Here is a 19,867-nt window from a genome sequence, read left to right as displayed (position 1 = left end):
CTCCAACGGGTCGAGCGTGCCGCGGTTACGTGAGGGAATCGGAACGTGACCCTCTGCTCTTGAGACGGCGCTTGGTGGTCCCAGGGGTGGTGCGCCCGGCGACATGCGCCCCGGCGCACTCCTTTCCGCCACTTTCCGTCGTCCGGTGTCAAGTCAATCGCGCGCAGTGGGACGGGAGTTCATTCGAAGGGGTGGCGAATGGTGGCGTTTCCGCGATCGCCCTCGCCGGAGCAGTGATCGTAGGATTACTTTGGGTACACGTCCCTCGGATCTCGAGCACCCGCGGGTATGCCGGAGGCAAGTCGGTTTCCTGTTCGACGGGTGACATTCTCCGGACGGACGGCCGCGACAGGCGGCATTCTGTTAGGGCTTGGACAGTGCGCAGCGCGGATTGCGCGCGGTGTCTTCAAGGATGGGGGCGTTCCAGTGGGCGGCAGTGGCGGAAGCGGTACGAACGCTGAGAAGCGCCCCAATGAGATGCTCACGTCCTGGTTCGCGCGCAGCGGCTGGTCCAAGGGCGAGCTGGCGCGCCAAGTGAACCGCAGGGCGCGGCAGTTGGGCGCCCACCACATCTCCACGGACACCTCCCGGGTGCGCCGCTGGCTGGACGGCGAGAATCCCCGCGAGCCGATCCCGCGCATCCTCTCCGAGCTGTTCTCCGAGCGGTTCGGCTGCGTCGTCGCCGTCGAGGACCTGGGGCTGCGCGCCGCGCACCGCACCCCCGCCTCCTCCGGGGTCGACCTGCCCTGGACCGGGCCGCAGACCGTCGCGCTCATCAGCGAGTTCTCGCGCAGCGACCTCATGCTGGCCCGCCGGGGCTTCCTCGGCACCTCCCTCGCCCTCTCCGCGGGACCCGCCCTCATCGAGCCCATGCAGCGCTGGCTCGTGCCCTCGCCGCCGACGCCCCGCGAGGAGCCCGAGCCCGAGCCCGCCGCGCAGCGCCGCCCGGCGCGCCTGTCCAAGCCCGAGCTGGACCTGCTGGAGTCCACCACGGTGATGTTCCGCCAGTGGGACGCCCAGTGCGGGGGAGGGCTCCGGCGCAAGGCCGTCGTGGGCCAGCTGCACGAGGTGACGGACCTGTTGCAGGAGCCCCAGCCCGCGGCCACCGCCAAGCGCCTGTTCAAGGTCGCGGGCGAGCTGGCCGAGCTGGCGGGCTGGATGAGCTACGACGTGGGCCTGCAGCCGACCGCCCAGAAGTACTTCGTCCTGGCCCTGCACGCCGCGAAAGAAGCGGGCGAGAAGCCCCTCGGGTCGTACATCCTCTCCAGCATGAGCCGCCAGATGATCCACCTGGGCCGGCCGGACGACGCGCTCGAACTGATCCACCTCGCGCAGTACGGCAGCCGGGACTGCGCCGGCCCGCGCACCCAGGCGATGCTGTATGCGATGGAGGCCCGCGCCTACGCCAACATGGGCCAGCCCGGCAAGTGCAAGCGGGCCGTGCGGATGGCCGAGGACACCTTCGCCGACGCGGAGGAGTTCGACGAGCCCGAGCCGGACTGGATCCGCTTCTTCTCCGAGGCCGAGCTGAACGGCGAGAACGCCCACTCGTACCGCGACCTGGCCTATGTGGCGGGCCGCAGCCCCACGTACGCCTCGCTCGCCGAGCCCGTCATGGACCGCGCCGTGGAACTCTTCGGGGCGGACGCCGAGCACCAGCGCTCCTACGCCCTGAACCTCATCGGCAAGGCCACCGTCCACCTGCTGCAACGCGAGCCCGAGCAGTGCACGGTCCTCGCCGGGCAGGCCCTCGACATCGCCAAGAAGGTCCGCTCCGAGCGGGTGAACACCCGCCTGCGCAAGACCGTCGACACCGCCGTACGGGACTTCGGGGACGTCTCCGAAGTCGTCCACTTCACCGAGCGGCTCGCCATCGAGATGCCGGAGACCGCGGAGGCGGTCTGAGTCCCGGCCCGACCGGCCCCGGCCGCGGAGGCCATCCCGAACGCCCGACTCGGCTCCCCCGCCAGGTCAGCCGGATGGCCGCCGCGGCCGGTTCTCGTGCCGTGGGCAGGGTAGGAAACCGCACCCCGCGTGACCCGGCAGTTCATGGACGCGTAACACGCACGACCTCTTCGTCACCGAGGTGAAACATCGAGGGGCGCCCGCCGAAACCGCGCTGCGCCAATCTCTTGGCGCATAACCGGCCCACAGCCCCGACCTCCCCAGGAGCACGGGCCCCCTCGGTACCGCACAGGCTTCGCCCGCACGGGCCGCATACGACGAGGAGACGCCGATGCCCCCAGGCATCACGATCGCCGCAGACGCCCCCGAGCTGTCTGCCGCGAACACCGGGTTCATGCTCATCTGTTCCGCCCTGGTGATGCTCATGACACCGGGACTGGCCTTCTTCTACGGAGGCATGGTCCGCGTCAAGAGCACGCTGAACATGCTGATGATGAGCTTCATCAGCCTGGGGATCGTCACCATCCTCTGGGTGCTGTACGGCTTCTCCGTCGCGTTCGGCACCGACCACGGCAGCCTCTTCGGCTGGGAGGGCGACTACGTCGGGCTCAGCGGCCTCGGCATCAACCAGCTCTGGGACGGCTACACCATCCCGGTCTACGTCTTCGCCGTCTTCCAGCTGATGTTCGCCGTCATCACGCCCGCGCTGATCAGCGGCGCCCTCGCGGACCGCGTGAAGTTCACCGCCTGGGCGCTGTTCGTCGCCCTGTGGGTGACGGTCGTGTACTTCCCCGTCGCGCACTGGGTGTGGGGCACCGGCGGCTGGGCCTTCGAGATGGGCGTCATCGACTTCGCGGGCGGCACGGCCGTGCACATCAACGCCGGTGCCGCGGCGCTCGGCGTGATCCTCGTCATCGGCAAGCGCGTCGGCTTCAAGAAGGACCCGATGCGACCCCACTCCCTGCCGCTCGTGATGCTCGGCGCGGCCCTGCTGTGGTTCGGCTGGTTCGGCTTCAACGCCGGCTCCTGGCTCGGCAACGACGACGGCGTCGGCGCGCTCATGTTCGTCAACACGCAGGTCGCCACCGCCGCGGCCATGCTCGCCTGGCTCACCTACGAGAAGATCCGCCACGGCGCCTTCACCACGCTCGGCGCGGCCTCCGGCGCGGTCGCCGGCCTCGTCGCCATCACCCCGGCCGGCGGCTCCTGCTCGCCGCTCGGCGCCATCGCCATCGGCGCCATCGCCGGTCTGCTGTGCGCGATGGCCGTCGGCCTCAAGTACCGGTTCGACTTCGACGACTCGCTCGACGTCGTCGGGGTCCACCTGGTCGGCGGGATCGCCGGCTCCATCCTCGTCGGGTTCTTCGCCACCGGCGGCGGGCAGTCGAAGGCGCGGGGCCTGTTCTACGGCGGCGGCCCGGAGCAGCTGGGGAAGCAGCTCGCCGGCGTCGGCGCCGTCCTCGCGTACTCCCTTGTCGCCTCGGCGGTGCTCGCCCTCCTGATCGACAAGACGATCGGCATGCGGGTCGGCGAGGATGACGAGGTCGCGGGCATCGACCAGATCGAACACGCCGAGACCGCCTACGACTTCAGCGGCGCGGGCGGCGGCACCGCCCCGCGTACGACGGCGCTCCCCGGCCCGGTCGTGGCCGGCACCCAGGTTCAGCGGAACAAGAAGGTGGACGCATGAAGCTCATCACGGCGGTCGTCAAACCGCACCGGCTCGACGAGATCAAGGAGGCGCTGCAGGCCTTCGGCGTCCAGGGCCTGACGGTCACCGAGGCCAGCGGGTACGGACGCCAGCGCGGACACACCGAGGTCTACCGGGGCGCCGAGTACACGGTGGACCTCGTGCCGAAGATCCGTATCGAGGTACTCGTCGAGGACGACGACGCCGATCAGGTGCTTGAGGTCGTGGTCAAGGCCGCCCGCACCGGGAAGATCGGCGACGGCAAGGTCTGGAGCGTCCCGGTCGACACGGCCATCCGGGTGCGCACGGGGGAGCGCGGCCCCGACGCGCTGTGACACGCGGCCGGAGGTGAGCGCAACGGGGCGGGACCGACCGGGGCGGACCGGGACTGAACGGCACTGAACGGGAGCTGCTGGGTGACGAGTGTGGACGTACGAACCGAGACGGAAGCGGAAGACTCCGGACCCAGCGGCTACGCGGCGGCCCGGCTGCGGCTCCTCCAGGAGGAGTCGCGGTCCGGGCCGCCGCGCCGTGCCGCCCTGTCCGGGCTCACCGACGACTGGCTCGCCGGGCTCTTCCAGGCCGGCGCCCGGCTGATGCCGCGCGGCGTGGCACTCGTCGCGGTGGGCGGATACGGCCGCGGCGAACTGTCGCCGCGCAGCGACCTCGACCTGCTCCTGCTGCACGACGGGAACGCGGCCGCCGCGGACGTGGCGGCCCTCGCCGACCGCCTCTGGTACCCCGTCTGGGACCTCGGCCTCGCCCTCGACCACTCCGTGCGCACGCCGGCCCAGGCCCGCAAGACCGCCGGCGAGGACCTCAAGGCGCACCTCGGCCTCCTCGACGCGCGGCACGTCGCGGGCGACCTCGGGCTCACCGCGGGGCTGCGCACCGCCGTCCTCGCCGACTGGCGCAACCAGGCCCCCAAGCGGCTGCCCGAACTGCGCGAACTGTGCGAGGAACGGGCCCTGCGGCACGGCGAGTTGGGCCACCTCCTCGAACCCGACCTGAAGGAGGCGCGGGGCGGGCTGCGCGACGTCACGGCGCTGCGGGCCGTCGCCGCCTCCTGGCTCGCGGACGCGCCGCGCGAGGGCCTCGCCGACGCCCGCCGGCGCCTGCTCGACGTGCGCGACGCGCTGCACCTCGCCACCGGCCGGGCCACCGACCGGCTCGCCCTCCAGGAGCAGGACCAGGTCGCCGACGCGCTCGGCCTGCTGGACGCCGACATCCTGCTGCGCCAGGTGTACGAATCCGCCCGCGTCGTCTCCTACGCCAGCGACGTCACCTGGCGCGAGGTCGGGCGCGTGCTGCGGGCCCGGTCCGTGCGGCCGAGGCTGCGCGCCATGCTGGGCGGCCGAGCGGCGCCCGCCGAGCGGACGCCGCTGGCCGAGGGGGTCGTGGAGCACGACGGCGAGGCCGTGCTCGCCCGCACCGCCCGGCCCGAACGGGACCCCGTCCTGCCGCTGCGCGCCGCCGCGGCCGCCGCCCAGGCCGGACTCCCGCTCTCCCTGCACGCCGTGCGGCGCCTCGCCGCCTCCGTACGGCCCCTGCCCACGCCGTGGCCGGCCGAGGCGCGCGAACAGCTGGTGACGCTGCTCGGCGCGGGGCGGCCGACCGTCGAGGTGTGGGAGGCGCTGGAGGCGGAGGGCCTGATCACCCGGCTGCTGCCCGACTGGGAGCGGGTGCGGTGCCGGCCGCAGCGCAACGCCGTCCACACGTGGACGGTCGACCGGCACCTGGTGGAGACGGCGGTCCGGGCCGCCGAGCTGACGCGCCGGGTCGGGCGCCCCGACCTGCTCCTGGTGGCCGCGCTCCTGCACGACATCGGAAAGGGCTGGCCGGGGGACCACTCCACGGCCGGCGAGGTCATCGCCCGCGATGTCGCGGCCAGGGTCGGCTTCGACGCCGCTGATGGGGCCGTCGTCGCCCGCCTCGTACGGCACCACCTGCTGCTCATCGAGACCGCCACGCGGCGCGACCTGGACGACCCGGCGACGGTACGGGGGGTCGCCGAGGCCGTCGGGACGGTCGGCACCCTGGAGCTGCTGCACGCCCTGACCGAGGCGGACGCGCTCGCCACCGGTCCGGCCGCCTGGTCGGCGTGGCGTGGCGCACTCGTCGCCGACCTGGTGAAGCGGGTCACGGCGGTGCTCTCCGGGGACGAGCCGAGTGAAGCCGCCCCGGAAGGGGCGGCGCCCACGGCCGAGCAGGAGCGGCTCGCGGTGGAGGCGTTCCGCACGGGCGGGCCCGTCCTCGCGCTGCGGGCGCGGACGGAGGGGGAGGCCGAGCCCTCGGCGGGGTCTGCGGAGGCCCCCTCCGAGGCCCATTCGGAGGGCCCCTCGGAGGGGCCCGAACCGCTCGGGGTCGAGCTGCTCATCGCCGTACCGGAGCAGCCCGGGGTGCTGTCCGCGGTGGCCGGGGTGCTGGCGGTGCACCGGCTCACCGTACGCACGGCGGAGCTGCGGGAGGTCGCGCTGCCGCCCGGGATCGAGGGCGCCGGGGGCTCGGTGCTGCTGCTCGACTGGCGGGTGGCGGCGGAGTACGGATCCTTGCCGCAGGCCGCGCGGCTGCGGGCCGACCTGGTGCGGGCGCTGGACGGGTCGCTGGACATCGCGGGGCGGCTGCGGGAACGGGACGCGGCCTATCCCAGGCGGCGCGGCCGCGCGGCCCCACCGCCGCGCGTGACGGTGGCGTCGGCCGGCTCACGCCTCGCGACGGTCATCGAGGTCCGGGCCCAGGACGCGCCGGGCCTGCTGCACCGCATCGGGCGGGCGCTGGAGGCGGCCGGGGTCAGGGTGCGCAGCGCCCACGCCTCGACCCTGGGGGCGAACGCGGTGGACGCCTTCTACGTGACGGGGGAGGACGGCGGACCGCTGTCCTCTCAGCGGGCGGCCGAAGTGGCCCGAGGGGTCGAGGGGGCGCTGCGCGAGGCGGGGTGAGCCGGCGGGCCGGCATGTGACGCGGGGCAGGCAGGGGGCGCGGGACGACGGGGCGGGTCCGGGCCGCCCGCAGAAGAACCGCCCGGAGCCCCGGACACCGCCGCGCGCCAGATACTCTGGAAGGCGACCTGTCAGCCCGCCCCCAACTACGAGGATTCGCGACCGCCGTGTTCGATACTCTCTCCGACCGCCTCGCAGCGACATTCAAGAACCTCCGGGGCAAGGGCCGCCTGTCCGAGGCGGACATCGACGCCACGGCGCGCGAGATCCGCATCGCCCTGCTCGAAGCGGACGTGGCCCTGCCCGTCGTCCGCGCCTTCATCAAGCAGATCAAGGAGCGCGCGGCCGGCTCCGAGGTCTCCCAGGCGCTGAACCCCGCCCAGCAGGTCATCAAGATCGTCAACGAGGAGCTCATCGGCATCCTCGGCGGCGAGACCCGGCGTCTGCGCTTCGCGAAGACCGGGCCGACCGTCATCATGCTCGCGGGTCTCCAGGGCGCCGGTAAGACGACCCTCGCCGGAAAGCTCGGCCTCTGGCTGAAGGGGCAGGGCCACTCCCCGCTCCTGGTCGCCTGTGACCTCCAGCGCCCCAACGCCGTCAACCAGCTGAGCGTCGTCGCCGAGCGCGCCGGCGTCGGCGTCTACGCCCCGCAGCCGGGCAACGGCGTGGGCGACCCGGTCCAGGTCGCCAAGGACTCCATCGAGTTCGCCAAGACCAAGCAGTACGACGTGGTCATCGTCGACACCGCCGGCCGTCTCGGCATCGACCAGGAGCTGATGCGGCAGGCCGCGGACATCCGCGACGCCGTCAGCCCCGACGAGGTCCTCTTCGTCGTCGACGCCATGATCGGTCAGGACGCGGTCAACACCGCCGAGGCCTTCCGCGACGGCGTCGGCTTCGACGGCGTGGTGCTCTCCAAGCTCGACGGTGACGCCCGCGGTGGTGCCGCGCTCTCCATCGCGCAGGTCACCGGCCGCCAGATCATGTTCGCCTCCAACGGCGAGAAGCTGGACGACTTCGACGCGTTCCACCCGGACCGCATGGCGTCCCGCATCCTCGGCATGGGCGACATGCTCACGCTCATCGAGAAGGCCGAGCAGACCTTCTCCCAGCAAGAGGCCGAGAAGATGGCCTCCAAGCTGGCGAGCAGCAAGGGCAAGGACTTCACGCTGGACGACTTCCTGGCCCAGATGGAGCAGGTCAGGAAGATGGGCAGCATCAGCAAGCTGCTCGGCATGATGCCCGGCATGGGGCAGATCAAGGAGCAGATCGCCAACATCGACGAGCGGGACGTCGACCGCACGGCCGCCATCATCAAGTCCATGACGCCCGCCGAGCGTCAGGAGCCCACGATCATCAACGGCTCCCGGCGCGCCCGTATCGCCAAGGGCTCCGGTGTCGAGGTCAGCGCGGTGAAGGGCCTCGTCGAGCGGTTCTTCGAGGCGCGCAAGATGATGTCGCGCATGGCCCAGGGCGGCGGCATGCCGGGCATGCCGGGGATCCCGGGCATGGGCGGCGGCGCCGGCAAGCAGAAGAAGAAGCAGAAGCAGGCCAAGGGCAAGCGGCGCTCCGGCAACCCGATGAAGCGCAAGCAGGAGGAGCTGGAGGCGGCCACGCGCCGCGAGCAGGCCGGCCAGGAAGGCGGCGCCTTCGGCCTCCCGGGCGGGCAGGCCCCGCAGAACTTCGAGCTGCCCGACGAGTTCAAGAAGTTCATGGGCTGACTCCGCCCGCCCCGGCACCACGACCACGTGCCGGGCACCTTGCCGTACGACATCCGGGGCGTCCCTTCGAGGAGGGGCGCCCCAGGTGTTTTCCGCGGGCGGGCAGCGGGGTCCGGAGCAGGTGCCGCCGCCTGCTTTGTGTCGTAGCGTCCGCATATGAGCAACCCTGTGCCGCCGCGCCAGGCGCCCGACCGGCCGTGGCGCTCCGAGGGCGCCCCCGCGCCCGACCCGACGCCACCGCCGAAGAAGAAGATGCCGGGCGGCTGGGGCGGGCTGATCCTGACGGCTCTGGTCGTCTACCTCATCGCCAACCTCGTGCTGTCCTTCTTCAACGACGGCGACGAGCCGACCATCTCGTACACCGAGTTCAGCAAGCAGGTCGACGCCGGCAACGTCTCGAAGATCTACTCCAAGGGCGACGCGATCCAGGGGCAGCTCAAGAAGGAGCGGGACAAGCCGGGCGACGCCAAGGGGAAGTACACCAAGTTCACCACCCAGCGCCCCGCCTTCGCCGACGACAAGCTCTGGGACGACCTGACCAAGCACGACGTCACCGTCACCGCCGAACCCGTCGTCCAGGAACGCAGCTTCCTGTCCAACCTGCTGATCTCGCTCGCCCCGATGCTGCTCCTCGTGGCGCTGTGGATCCTCATCGCGCGGCGGATGGCCTCGGGCCTGGGCGGGGGCGGCGGCATGCTGGGCCGCAAGACGCCGCCCAAACCGGTCGAGCTGGAAGCCGGGGCGAAGCGGACCACCTTCGCGGACGTGGCGGGGATCGACGAGGTCGAGGGCGAGCTGAACGACGTCGTCGACTTCCTCAAGAACCCCGACGCCTACCGCACCATGGGCGCCAAGATGCCCCGGGGCGTGCTGCTCTCGGGCCCGCCCGGCACCGGCAAGACGCTCCTCGCGCGCGCCGTCGCGGGCGAGGCGGGCGTGCCCTTCTTCTCCGCCTCCGCCTCCGAGTTCATCGAGATGATCGTCGGCGTGGGCGCCTCACGCGTACGGGAACTCTTCGCCGAGGCCCGCAAGGTCGCGCCGTCGATCATCTTCATCGACGAGATCGACACCATCGGACGCGCGCGGGGCGGCGGCAGCGGCATGGGCGGCCACGACGAGCGCGAGCAGACCCTGAACCAGATCCTCACCGAGATGGACGGCTTCTCGGGCGCGGAAGGCGTCATCGTCCTCGCCGCCACCAACCGCGCCGACGTCCTGGACCCCGCCCTGACCCGGCCGGGCCGCTTCGACCGCGTCGTCACCGTCTCACCCCCGGACCGGGGCGGCCGCGAGGCCATCCTGGAGATCCACACCCGGGCCATCCCGCTCGCCGCCGACGTCGACCTCGCCCAAGTCGCCCGTACGACACCGGGCATGACCGGCGCCGAACTCGCCAACCTCGCCAATGAAGCGGCCCTCCTCGCCGTCAAGCGCAAGCAGAAGACGGTCACCCAGTCCGACCTCTCCGAGGCGATGGAGAAGGTCCAGCTCGGCGCCGAGCGGCCGCTGGTCATGCCGGAGGACGAGCGTCGGCGTACCGCGTACCACGAGAGCGGCCACGCCCTTCTCGGCATGCTGCAACCCGGCGCCGACCCGGTCCGCAAGATCACCATCGTGCCGCGCGGCCGCGCCCTGGGCGTCACGCTGTCCACCCCGGACTCGACAAGTACGCGTACACGGAGGAGTACCTCCGGGGCCGGATCATCGGCGCCCTCGGCGGCATGGCCGCCGAACACGTCGTCTACGGAGTCGTCACCACCGGCGCCGAGAACGACCTGGAGCAGGTCACCACCATCGCCCGCGGCATGGTCGGCCGCTGGGGCATGAGCGAACTGGTCGGCCGCCTGTCCGCCCTGCCGAGCGACGCCCAGCAGGCGTACGGACTCTCGGCCGCACCCCGGACGCTGGACGCGATCGACGGCGAGATGCGGCGGATCGTCGACGAGTGCTACGAGAACGCCTGCCGCCTGCTGCGGGAGCACCGCGACCGGCTGGACGCGCTCGCCGCCGCCCTCCTGGAGAACGAGACCCTGGAGGAGGCCGAGGCGTACCGGGTGGCAGGCATCCCGCGCACGCCACCCCCGCACCTCTAGACCAGGCGCCTCTAGGGCATGCCCGCGACCAGGCGCCTCTGGGGCATGCCCGCGACTGGGTGTCTCTAGGGCGTGCGCGCGATCAGGTACCGGAAGACGTTCGGCATCCACACCGTGCCGTCCCCGCGCCGATGCGGATGCAGTGCCTCCGTCAGCTCCTTGTCGACCTGCGCCTTGTCCGTCGCGCCCACCGCCGCGTCGAACAGGCCCGTCGACAGCAGCCCCCGGACCGCGCTCTCCACGTCCGCGTAGCCGAAGGGGCACGCTACGCGCCCCGACCCGTCCGGCCTGAGCCCCGCCCGGTGCGCGACCTCCTCCAGGTCGTCCCGCGCCGCGGGGCGCCAACTGCCGGCGGCCCGCAGGGGATCGGCCAGCTTGGTCGCCACCCGCATGACCGCGGAAGTGGCACACCGCTCCGGAGGGCCCCACCCGGCGAGCACCACCGGGATGCCCCGCCCGGCGAGCGGAGTCGCAGCCTCCAGGAGGCCGGAGAGCCCTTCGGAGTCACCCGCCAGGCAGCCGATCGGCTGGAACGCGGTGACCAGGTTGTACGCGGGTACGCCGAGCCCCGCCGCGTCCGCGGGGCCGCCCTCGACGAGCCGCGCGGTGCCGGGCCCGCCCGCCGGGTACGCGGCGTCCGGCAGCAGCCTGGCCCGGGCCAGGGCCAGCCGTTCGGGTGCCGAGGGGTCGACCCCCGTGACCGCGGCGCCCCGTGACGCCGCCATCACCAGGGCGAGCCCCGATCCGCAGCCGAGGCCGAGCAGCCGGGTGCGGTCGCCCACGTCGAGCCGTTCGTACACCGCTTCGTAGAGCGGGACCAGCATCCGTTCCTGGATCTCCGCCCAGTCACGCGCGCGTGCACCGAGGTCCACGCGGGGCGCCGAGCCCGCGTGAGGGAGGTGCGACTGCACGAGTGTTGGTGTCATCGAAAGCGCCCCAATCCGCCGAGAGTCATGGCCGTGCCGGTGATCAACGGTTCGTCCGCCCCCGTGCTGTGCGCCCGCCTTCCCCCGTATGCCAGGGAACTCCGCATCCGTCGTGGCGTCCAGGGGTTGTGGGCCAATGCTTGCGGGCCCCGGTGCCCGGCCCGCGGGCGGCGGGGCGGTGTCGGGCGCCGACGAGACCCCGGGTAACGTCGGCTCATACGCCCGCGCAGGCGTGAGAAGCCCCGGCCGGAGGCGAGGGAAGCCCCGGCCCGGAGGCGAGGAGAAGGCCCGGCCGGCGGCGAGCGGAAACCCCGGCGTGAGGGCTCTCCCTACGCGCCGGGGCGTACGCGCCGCTACGTACCGGCTTGATGCGAGCTGTGAGGCTTCTCCGCAGATCAGCGCACCCGCCCTCGTCCGGACGCATCAATGGCAACTGACGGGTACGTGCAAATTATTTGGGATGCCCCGGAATGGAACCCCGGGGGCACTCAGCTCGTTGTCACGACGTGAGCACGACACCACCTGTTCTCGCCGCAGAGCTGGCACAGGCGTGGGCCGACATTCAGCGGCACCACCCCGAGCTGCCCGATCTTGCCGCGCCCGAATCCCTGATCGGAGAGTCGTCGTCCGCGTGTGGCGCCGAGCTCTCCTTCGAGCGACTGCTTCATGAGGCAGTCCATGGCATCGCCGCCTCGCGCGGCGTACGCGACACCTCACGCGCCGGCCGCTATCACAACCGCCGGTTCCTCGCGATCGCCGAGGAGCTGGGCCTCGACCACCCCGAGGAACCGCACCCGAGCAGCGGCTTCTCCCTGGTCACGCTCAACCCCGACGCCAAGAAGCGCTACCGCCCGACGATCGAGCGGCTCCAGCGCGCCCTGAAGGCGCACACCGCCGCGACGACCGCGGACACCGCGCGCAGCTTCCGCGGCCCGGCCGCCCGGCACGGCTCCTCCGGAGGCGGCGTGCGCGTGAAGGCCGTCTGCGACTGCGGGCGCAACGTGCGCGTGGTGCCCTCCGTCCTCGCCCAGGCGCCCATCATGTGCGGCGGCTGCGGCAAGCCCTTCCGGATTCCGGAGGCGATCGGTGCGGGCGTGGGCTGAGCAGGGCCGGGGTGCCCGGCCGGGGTGCGGGGGCCCCGGCCACGTATGGCACAATGGCTAGCTGTACTCGACAGTCGCACAGGACCCCTCTCTCCTCCGGCTGACGCGTCCATCGGGCACTCGAGTACCGCAACCCCACGCGGCATCATCGTCGTGCCCACCCACGTCAAGACCAGGAGACACCACTTCCGTGGCAGTCAAGATCAAGCTGAAGCGTCTGGGCAAGATCCGTTCGCCTCACTACCGCATCGTCGTCGCCGACTCCCGTACCCGCCGTGACGGCCGGGCCATCGAGGAGATCGGCCTGTACCACCCGGTGCAGAACCCCTCGCGCATCGAGGTCGACTCGGAGCGTGCCCAGTACTGGCTGTCCGTCGGCGCCCAGCCGACCGAGCCGGTCATGGCCATCCTGAAGCTCACCGGTGACTGGCAGAAGCACAAGGGCCTGCCGGCCCCGGCGCCGCTGCTCGTCGCCGAGCCCAAGGACAAGCGCGCCGCGTTCGAAGCCTTCACCAAGGGCTTCGAGGGCGACGACGCCAAGGGCGAGGCCATCACCCAGAAGGCCAAGAAGTCGGACAAGAAGGCGGACGAGGCCGAGGCGTCCTCGTCGGCTTCCGCCGCTGAGTCGACCGAGGCCTGAGCATGCTCGAGGAGGCTCTCGAGCACCTCGTGAAGGGCATCGTCGACAACCCCGACGACGTGCAGGTCGCCTCGCGTGACCTGCGCCGTGGACGCGTCCTCGAGGTCCGGGTCCACCCGGACGACCTCGGCAAGGTGATCGGCCGCAACGGCCGCACCGCGCGCGCCCTGCGGACCGTCGTGGGCGCCATCGGCGGCCGCGGTGTCCGCGTCGACCTCGTCGACGTGGACCAGGTTCGCTGAACCGGGTTCGCGAGAACCACAGCAGCACCGGCTCGGGCCGGGGAAGGCTCCAGGGCCTTCCCCGGCCCGTAGTCGTTGAACGAGGAGAAACGCAGTGCAGTTGGTAGTCGCCCGCATCGGCCGTGCCCACGGCATCAAGGGTGAGGTCACCGTCGAGGTCCGCACCGACGAGCCGGAGCTGCGGCTCGGCCCGGGCGCCGTCCTGGCCACGGACCCCGCCTCCGTCGGCCCGCTGACCATCGAGACCGGCCGGGTGCACAGCGGCCGCCTCCTGCTGCGCTTCGAGGGCGTGCGCGACCGCACGGGCGCCGAGGCGCTGCGCAACACGCTCCTGATCGCCGAGGTGGACCCCGAGGAGCTGCCCGAGGAGGAGGACGAGTACTACGACCACCAGCTGATGGACCTCGACGTGGTCACCACGGACGGCGAGGAGATCGGCCGGATCACCGAGATCTCCCACCTGCCCTCGCAGGACCTGTTCATCGTCGAGCGGCCCGACGGCAGCGAGGTCATGATCCCCTTCGTCGGGGACATCGTCACCGAGATCGACCTGGAGGAGCAGCGCGCGGTCATCGACCCGCCCCCGGGTCTCATCGACGACCGCGCGGAGATCGCCTCCGCCCGGGACGCCGAGGACCAGCAGCAGGACCAGGACCAGGGCCAAGACCAGGACCAGGACCAGGACCAGGACCAGGGTCCGGCCTCGAAGGACGAGGCGTAATGCGGCTCGACGTCGTCACGATCTTCCCCGAGTACCTGGACCCCCTGAACGTCTCCCTGGTCGGCAAGGCCCGCGCGCGCGGCCAGCTCGACGTCAACGTCCACGACCTCAGGCAGTGGACGTACGACCGGCACAACACGGTCGACGACACCCCCTACGGCGGCGGCCCCGGCATGGTCATGAAGACCGAGCCCTGGGGCGCGGCCCTGGACGACGTGCTCGCCGAGGGCTACGAGGCCGGCGCCCACGGGCCCGTCCTCGTCGTCCCCACGCCCAGCGGCCGCCCCTTCACCCAGGAGCTGGCCGTCGAGCTGTCGGAGCGCCCCTGGCTGGTCTTCACGCCCGCGCGCTACGAGGGCATCGACCGGCGCGTCATGGACGAGTACGCCACCCGCGTGCCCGTCTACGAGGTGTCCATCGGGGACTACGTCCTCGCGGGCGGGGAAGCGGCCGTCCTGGTCGTCACCGAGGCCGTGGCCAGGCTGCTGCCCGGCGTCCTCGGCAACGCCGAGTCCCACCGCGACGACTCCTTCGCGCCCGGCGCCATGGCCAACCTCCTCGAAGGCCCCGTCTACACCAAGCCCCCCGAGTGGCGCGGCCACGGCATCCCCGAGGTCCTGCTCAGCGGCCACCACGGCAAGATCGCGCGCTGGCGGCGGGACGAGGCCCTGCGGCGCACCACCCGAAACCGGCCCGACCTCATCGAACGCTGCGACCCCCGGGCCTTCGACAAGAAGGACCGCGAGATGCTCTCGATCCTGGGGTGGCGGCCGGGGCCGGACGGCCGATTTGGGCCGGACCCCGAGGCCGTGGAAGAATAGGCCGCTGCTGTACGTCCAGCGTGCGCCCCTGCCACAGGGGGAAAGACGCCCGCCCGACGCGATCAGCTACCGAATCCTCATCACCACGTTCCGCTGATGACCTGTGGCATCAGTGAAGAAAGCAGACGATCATGGCCAACCTGCTCGACTCCCTCGACAGCGCTTCGCTGCGCACCGACATCCCGGCGTTCCGCCCGGGTGACACCGTCAACGTCCACGTGCGCGTCATCGAGGGCAACCGCTCCCGTGTGCAGCAGTTCAAGGGCGTAGTCATCCGTCGCCAGGGCGCCGGCGTGCGCGAGACCTTCACGGTCCGCAAGGTCTCCTTCTCCGTCGGCGTCGAGCGCACCTTCCCGGTGCACACCCCGATCGTCGAGAAGATCGAGCTCGTCACCCGCGGTGACGTGCGTCGCGCGAAGCTCTACTACCTCCGTGACCTGCGCGGCAAGGCCGCGAAGATCAAGGAGAAGCGCGACAACTGAGCTTCCGCGCGCGTCCACGGCCGGGCCGGATAGCATCTGGCCCCGATGGACACCGAAGCACAGCACACGGAGCGCGACCGCTCCTCCCCACCCTCCGACCCCGGAGACGTCCCGCACGTCACCGAGGCATCCGAGGACACGGAGGAGCGGTCGCGCTCCGTTTTCATGTCGCTGCTCTCCCGGCTGCCGGGCGGTGCCTACACCCTGACGTTCCTGCTGTGCGCGGCGGCCATGCTCCTGGTCAGCGCCTTCGTGGTGCAGCCCTTCCAGATCCCGAGCGGTTCCATGGAGCCCGCGTTCCGGGTCGGGGACCGGGTGCTCGTCAACAAGTTGGCGTACCGTTTCGGTTCCGAGCCACGGCGGGGTGACGCGGTCGTCTTCGACGGCAGCGGGTACTTCGGGGACGCCGACTACATCAAGCGGGTCGTGGGCACGGGAGGCGACCGGGTGGTCTGCTGCGAGCGGGGGAGGATCACGGTGAACGGTGAGCCGGTCGACGAGCCGTACCTCTATCCGGGCGACGCACCCTCCCAGGTGCCCTTCGAGGTCGTCGTCCCCGAGGACAGCCTCTTCCTGCTCGGTGACCACCGCAGCGCATCGCGTGACTCCCGCGACCACCTGGGAGAGCCCGGCGGCGGCATGATCCCTGTCGACGAGGTCATCGGCCGCGCCGACTGGATCGCCTGGCCGTTCGGTCACTGGACCTCCCTGAAGCGGCCCGACAGCTTCGCGCGCGTGCCCGAACCCGGCCGGGCGCATGGGTAACCGCGGGCGGGCACGCGCCGCGGACGGCGGGGCCGACACCCGGCTGCCCACCGGCTCCCGGCCGACCAGCGGCCCCGCGCTGCCGGGCCGGGCGGAGCGGCGCAAGCTCGCGAGGAAGGTCAAGCGGCGCCGACGGCGCTCGGCGATCAGGGAGATACCTCTCCTCATCGGAGTGGCCCTGCTGATAGCCCTCGTCCTGAAGACCTTCCTCGTCCAGGCCTTCGTGATCCCCTCCGGCTCCATGGAGCAGACGATCCGGATCGGGGACCGCGTCCTCGTGGACAAGCTCACCCCCTGGTTCGGGGCCCGGCCGGAACGCGGCGACGTCGTCGTCTTCAAGGACCCCGGCAACTGGCTCGAAGAGGAACAGGGCAAGAAGAAGGACGACCCGGTGGTCGTCAAACAGGTCAAGGAAGGCCTCACCCAGATCGGCCTGCTGCCGTCCGACAGCGAGCGGGACCTGATCAAGCGGGTGATCGGTGTCGGCGGCGACACCGTGAAGTGCTGCGACAAGAACGACAAGGTCACCGTCAACGGCGTGCCGCTCGACGAGCCCTACATCCACCCCGGCGACAAGCCCTCGGCCTTCGCGTTCGAGGTGAAGGTCCCCGAGGGACGCCTGTTCATGATGGGCGACCACCGCAGCAACTCGGCCGACTCCCGCTTCCACCGCACCGAGAAGTTCGGCGGCACCGTCTCCGAGGACCAGGTCGTCGGCCGCGCGCTCGTCATCGCCTGGCCCCTCGGGCACTGGCGCAGACTGGAGGAGCCGGACACCTACGCCTCCGTAGCCGACGCGCGTACCGCATCGGACGCCTTCACAGGAGCGTCGCATAGGGTGGCCCCCGGCGATCGACATGGATTGATCCGGCTCCCGACCCCTGCGGAACTCCCGCTCGTTATGGGAGTGGTGGGCCTGCATCACATCTGGGGCAGGCAGCGGTACGGACTGAGGAGTGGATGTGGGGGATTTGGCGGTCGGCGCACGATCCGGACACGAGGGGCCCGACAAGCGACCGGGGCGATCCGACGAGCCGGGCGCCGAGGCCGCCGCGGGCGGTACGAACCCCGGGAGTGACGGCGCGGACGGCGATGCCGTACAGGCCCCCGCCGCGCACGGCGGCGCGGGTGACGCCGGGACGGGCGGCGCCACGCCGGGCGGTGACACGAAGAGCGGGCCGGCCGGACGGCCCAAGAAGCAGCGCTCCTTCTGGAAGGAGCTGCCGCTCCTCATCGGCATCGCGCTGGTCCTGGCCCTGGTGATCAAGTCCTTCCTGGTCCAGGCGTTCTCCATCCCCTCCGACTCGATGCAGAACACGCTGCAGCAGGGCGACCGCGTCCTCGTGGACAAGCTGACACCGTGGTTCGGCTCCGAGCCCGAGCGCGGCGAGGTCGTGGTCTTCAGGGACCCGGGCCACTGGCTGGACGGCGAGCCCACGCCCGACCCGAACGCGGCCCAGCGGGTCCTCGGCTGGATCGGCCTGATGCCGTCCGCCGACGAGAAGGACCTCATCAAGCGCGTCATCGCCGTCGCGGGCGACACCGTGGAGTGCAAGGGCACCGGCCCGGTGAAGGTCAACGGCAAGGCGTTGAACGAGCCGTACATCTTCCCCGGCAACACCCCGTGCACCGTGGACGACCAGGGCGGCCAGTTCAAGAAGACCGTTCCGCCCGGCAAAATCTGGGTCATGGGCGACCACCGGCAGAACTCCCTGGACTCCCGCTACCACCAGAACCAGCCCGGCGGCGGCGCCGTCCCCGTGGACAACGTCGTGGGCCGCGCCATCGTGGTCGCCTGGCCGCCCACCCGCTGGGCGACGCTGCCCAAGCCGGACACGTTCGACCAGCCGGGCATCAACGCGCTGTCGAGCGCGGCACCCGGTGTGCTCGGCCTCGCGGGCGCCGTGCCGCTCGTGCTGTGGCGCCGGCGTCGGCTCACGGTCGCCGCGGCGCGTGACGCGAGGGTTTCTGGCGGCAGTACCGCCGGGTAGGGTGCCGTCCCAGATCGCCGACCTTCCGCCGTCCGTGGCCACGGGCGGCGAGGTCGTCTCCGAGACGGGGGAGCACCGCAATGAGCACGACACGTCGTACGGACGAGGGCCAGGGCAGGCTCGGCAGTGTGCTGTCGGGTGTCGCCGTGGCCCTCGGCTGTGTGCTCTTCCTCGGCGGCTTCGCCTGGGGAGCGGTCCTCTACCAGCCGTACACGGTGCCCACCGGTTCCATGTCCCCGACGATCGACGCGGGCGACCGCGTGCTCGCGCAGCGGATAGCCGGCGACGACGTGCGCCGCGGCGATGTCGTGGTCTTCGAGCAGTCGACCTGGGGCGACCTGCCGATGGTCAAGCGGGTGGTCGGCGTGGGCGGCGACAAGGTCGCCTGCTGCAAGGCCGGCAAGCTGACCGTCAACGGCGAGGACGTCGCAGAACCGTATCTTCCCAAGGGGCAGAGCGCCGCGGTCACCGGCATACCCACCACGACGGTGCCCAAGGGGCGCCTGTTCCTGCTCGGTGACGAGCGCGGCGGCTCGCTGGACTCCAGCGTCCACCTGGACGACGGGGAGAACGGCACGGTGCCGCGCGGCGCGGTGAAGGCGCGGGTCGACGCGGTGGCCTGGCCGATGGACAGGTTCGGCATGCTGGAGCGCCCCGCGGGCTTCGCGGACATGCCCGGCGGCCTCTCGGAGCCCGGACCGCTGCGCCTGGTCGGGACGGCGATCGTGGTGGGCATGGCGCTGGTCCTGGGCGGCGCCGCGTACGGCCCGGTGGCCAGGCGGCTGGGCCGCGGACGCGGCAGGAGCCGCACCAAGGAGGCCGTCGGTGCCGCCTGAGGACGCCGTGGCCGGGTCCGAGGAGAGCCCGCCCCCGCTTGCGGAACGGCCGCTGCGCAAGGTCGCCCGGGTGGTGCTGCTCGACTCGGACGACCGCGTCCTGCTGCTGCACGGCCACGAGCCCGGCGATCCGGCGGACGACTGGTGGTTCACGCCGGGCGGCGGCCTGGAGGGCGACGAGACGCGGGAAGAGGCCGCCCTGCGCGAGCTGCGCGAGGAGACCGGCATCACGGAGGTCGAGCTGGGCCCGGTGCTGTGGCGGAGGGTGTGCTCCTTCCCCTTCGCCGGGCGCCGCTGGGACCAGGACGAGTGGTACTACCTGGCGCGTACGTCGCAGACGGCGACCGTCGCCGAGGGGCTGACGGAGCTGGAACGCCGCAGTGTCGCCGGAGCACGTTGGTGGACGTGCCGGGAACTGACCGGGGCTCATGAGACGGTGTACCCGACCAGGCTCGCCGAGCTGTTTCGCCGACTGCTCGACGAGGGGCCCCCGGACCGGCCCGAGATCCTCGCCACGGAAATTGTGTAGGGGTTCGCGGGGCTGACGCACAATAGGGGGACGCACGGCTGAAGGGGAACATGCCATGAGCGCCGAGGACCTCGAGAAGTACGAGACCGAGATGGAGCTGAAGCTCTACCGGGAGTACCGCGATGTCGTCGGTCTGTTCAAATACGTGATCGAGACCGAGCGGCGCTTCTACCTCACCAATGACTACGAGATGCAGGTGCACTCGGTTCAGGGCGAGGTTTTCTTTGAGGTGTCCATGGCTGACGCCTGGGTGTGGGACATGTACCGCCCGGCTCGGTTCGTGAAGCAGGTGCGGGTGCTCACGTTCAAGGACGTGAACATCGAGGAGCTGAACAAGAGCGACCTGGAGCTGCCGAGCAGCTGACCGGTTCACTCGCCGGGGTGGCGGAGTTGTCCACAACCGGCGAGTAGTGCACCAAGATCCAACAGGTGCGCACGGGACCGGGACCGTGGGTGTCGGAGG

General features: G+C 71.6%; 18 protein-coding genes and 1 pseudogene. 18 read left to right on the top strand and 1 reads right to left on the bottom strand.

Translation table 11 applies throughout. The features are described from left to right. Positions 1-426 precede the first annotated feature (426 nt). From ABZ385_RS19980 to ftsH, 6 genes and pseudogenes are all read left to right on the top strand, one after another. Positions 427-1,905: a hypothetical protein gene (locus ABZ385_RS19980; RefSeq protein WP_358589197.1), complete on the top strand. Its 1,479-nt coding sequence runs from the start codon at positions 427-429 to the stop codon at positions 1,903-1,905. A gap of 331 nt (positions 1,906-2,236) precedes the next feature. Then, positions 2,237-3,595 (top strand): ammonium transporter, encoded by a 1,359-nt coding sequence (locus ABZ385_RS19975; RefSeq protein WP_358699320.1) that lies wholly within the window; start codon positions 2,237-2,239, stop codon positions 3,593-3,595. Next, positions 3,592-3,930, top strand: coding sequence for a P-II family nitrogen regulator (locus ABZ385_RS19970; RefSeq protein ID WP_358589193.1), 339 nt, complete (start codon positions 3,592-3,594; stop codon positions 3,928-3,930). Before ABZ385_RS19975 ends, ABZ385_RS19970 begins: the two co-directional genes overlap by 4 nt. Positions 3,931-4,011: 81 nt before the next feature. Next, positions 4,012-6,534 (top strand): [protein-PII] uridylyltransferase, encoded by a 2,523-nt coding sequence (locus ABZ385_RS19965; protein WP_358912446.1) that lies wholly within the window; start codon positions 4,012-4,014, stop codon positions 6,532-6,534. A 167-nt stretch (positions 6,535-6,701) separates the two neighbouring features. Next, positions 6,702-8,255: a signal recognition particle protein gene (gene ffh, locus ABZ385_RS19960; protein ID WP_358590429.1), complete on the top strand. Its 1,554-nt coding sequence runs from the start codon at positions 6,702-6,704 to the stop codon at positions 8,253-8,255. Positions 8,256-8,411: 156 nt separating this feature from the next. After that, positions 8,412-10,348 (top strand): annotated as a pseudogene (gene ftsH / locus ABZ385_RS19955) (ATP-dependent zinc metalloprotease FtsH). Positions 10,349-10,413: 65 nt separating this feature from the next. Here ftsH and ABZ385_RS19950 read toward each other — a convergent pair. Continuing rightward, entirely contained in the window at positions 10,414-11,274 is an 861-nt protein-coding gene (locus ABZ385_RS19950; RefSeq protein WP_358912444.1) for an SAM-dependent methyltransferase, read from the bottom strand. Between the two features lie 506 nt (positions 11,275-11,780). On the opposite strand from ABZ385_RS19950, the gene ABZ385_RS19945 reads away from it, so the two are divergent. The 12 genes from ABZ385_RS19945 to ABZ385_RS19890 all read left to right on the top strand — a co-directional run bounded on the left by ABZ385_RS19945 (position 11,781) and on the right by ABZ385_RS19890 (position 19,768). Further along, positions 11,781-12,377: a hypothetical protein gene (locus ABZ385_RS19945; RefSeq protein ID WP_358590353.1), complete on the top strand. Its 597-nt coding sequence runs from the start codon at positions 11,781-11,783 to the stop codon at positions 12,375-12,377. A 190-nt stretch (positions 12,378-12,567) separates the two neighbouring features. Beyond that, positions 12,568-13,017 carry a 30S ribosomal protein S16 gene (gene rpsP, locus ABZ385_RS19940; protein ID WP_358590351.1) on the top strand — a complete coding sequence of 150 codons (450 nt, stop codon included), beginning with the start codon at positions 12,568-12,570 and terminating at the stop codon, positions 13,015-13,017. Between the two features lie 2 nt (positions 13,018-13,019). Then, complete coding sequence (locus ABZ385_RS19935; protein WP_033321114.1) at positions 13,020-13,259, top strand: RNA-binding protein; 240 nt, start codon at positions 13,020-13,022, stop codon at positions 13,257-13,259. A 94-nt stretch (positions 13,260-13,353) separates the two neighbouring features. Continuing rightward, positions 13,354-13,980, top strand: coding sequence for a ribosome maturation factor RimM (gene rimM / locus ABZ385_RS19930; protein WP_358699301.1), 627 nt, complete (start codon positions 13,354-13,356; stop codon positions 13,978-13,980). Further along, positions 13,980-14,801 carry a tRNA (guanosine(37)-N1)-methyltransferase TrmD gene (gene trmD, locus ABZ385_RS19925; RefSeq protein WP_358912442.1) on the top strand — a complete coding sequence of 274 codons (822 nt, stop codon included), beginning with the start codon at positions 13,980-13,982 and terminating at the stop codon, positions 14,799-14,801. Before rimM ends, trmD begins: the two co-directional genes overlap by 1 nt. 131 nt (positions 14,802-14,932) lie before the next feature. Next, complete coding sequence (gene rplS / locus ABZ385_RS19920; protein ID WP_358590344.1) at positions 14,933-15,283, top strand: 50S ribosomal protein L19; 351 nt, start codon at positions 14,933-14,935, stop codon at positions 15,281-15,283. A 45-nt stretch (positions 15,284-15,328) separates the two neighbouring features. Further along, a complete protein-coding gene (lepB, locus tag ABZ385_RS19915) occupies positions 15,329-16,048 on the top strand; it encodes a signal peptidase I (RefSeq protein WP_358590342.1) in 720 nt (239 codons plus the stop codon). After that, complete coding sequence (gene lepB / locus ABZ385_RS19910; RefSeq protein ID WP_358912441.1) at positions 16,041-17,126, top strand: signal peptidase I; 1,086 nt, start codon at positions 16,041-16,043, stop codon at positions 17,124-17,126. The genes lepB (ABZ385_RS19915) and lepB (ABZ385_RS19910) overlap by 8 nt, the downstream gene beginning before the upstream one ends. Then, on the top strand, positions 17,011-18,039 hold the full coding sequence (gene lepB / locus ABZ385_RS19905; RefSeq protein WP_358698736.1) for a signal peptidase I: 1,029 nt from the start codon (positions 17,011-17,013) through the stop codon (positions 18,037-18,039). The genes lepB (ABZ385_RS19910) and lepB (ABZ385_RS19905) overlap by 116 nt, the downstream gene beginning before the upstream one ends. An 80-nt stretch (positions 18,040-18,119) precedes the next feature. After that, positions 18,120-18,875 (top strand): signal peptidase I, encoded by a 756-nt coding sequence (lepB, locus tag ABZ385_RS19900; protein WP_358912439.1) that lies wholly within the window; start codon positions 18,120-18,122, stop codon positions 18,873-18,875. A 7-nt stretch (positions 18,876-18,882) separates the two neighbouring features. Further along, positions 18,883-19,404, top strand: a complete 522-nt coding sequence (locus tag ABZ385_RS19895) for an NUDIX hydrolase (RefSeq protein WP_358912508.1) — start codon at positions 18,883-18,885, stop codon at positions 19,402-19,404. A gap of 55 nt (positions 19,405-19,459) precedes the next feature. Next, a complete protein-coding gene (locus ABZ385_RS19890) occupies positions 19,460-19,768 on the top strand; it encodes a DUF2469 domain-containing protein (RefSeq protein ID WP_055510545.1) in 309 nt (102 codons plus the stop codon). The last annotated feature ends 99 nt before the right edge of the window (positions 19,769-19,867 follow it).

It is taken from the genome of Streptomyces sp. NPDC005898, from assembly GCF_040629635.1.
In the GTDB taxonomy this organism is placed as follows: Bacteria; Actinomycetota; Actinomycetes; order Streptomycetales; family Streptomycetaceae; genus Streptomyces.
The sequence above is the reverse complement of the archived record's forward strand: the minus strand, read 5'-3'. Positions and strand labels throughout refer to the sequence as shown.

Coding starts and splice junctions, on each gene's coding strand:
- ABZ385_RS19975 (WP_358699320.1), top strand. CDS start 2,237: ATGCCCCCAGGCATCACGATCGCCGCAGACGCCCCCGAGCTGTCTGCC.
- ABZ385_RS19970 (WP_358589193.1), top strand. CDS start 3,592: ATGAAGCTCATCACGGCGGTCGTCAAACCGCACCGGCTCGACGAGATC.
- ABZ385_RS19950 (WP_358912444.1), bottom strand. CDS start 11,274: ATGACACCAACACTCGTGCAGTCGCACCTCCCTCACGCGGGCTCGGCG.
- ABZ385_RS19935 (WP_033321114.1), top strand. CDS start 13,020: ATGCTCGAGGAGGCTCTCGAGCACCTCGTGAAGGGCATCGTCGACAAC.
- trmD (WP_358912442.1), top strand. CDS start 13,980: ATGCGGCTCGACGTCGTCACGATCTTCCCCGAGTACCTGGACCCCCTG.
- rplS (WP_358590344.1), top strand. CDS start 14,933: ATGGCCAACCTGCTCGACTCCCTCGACAGCGCTTCGCTGCGCACCGAC.
- lepB (WP_358590342.1), top strand. CDS start 15,329: ATGGACACCGAAGCACAGCACACGGAGCGCGACCGCTCCTCCCCACCC.
- lepB (WP_358912441.1), top strand. CDS start 16,041: ATGGGTAACCGCGGGCGGGCACGCGCCGCGGACGGCGGGGCCGACACC.
- lepB (WP_358912439.1), top strand. CDS start 18,120: ATGAGCACGACACGTCGTACGGACGAGGGCCAGGGCAGGCTCGGCAGT.
- ABZ385_RS19890 (WP_055510545.1), top strand. CDS start 19,460: ATGAGCGCCGAGGACCTCGAGAAGTACGAGACCGAGATGGAGCTGAAG.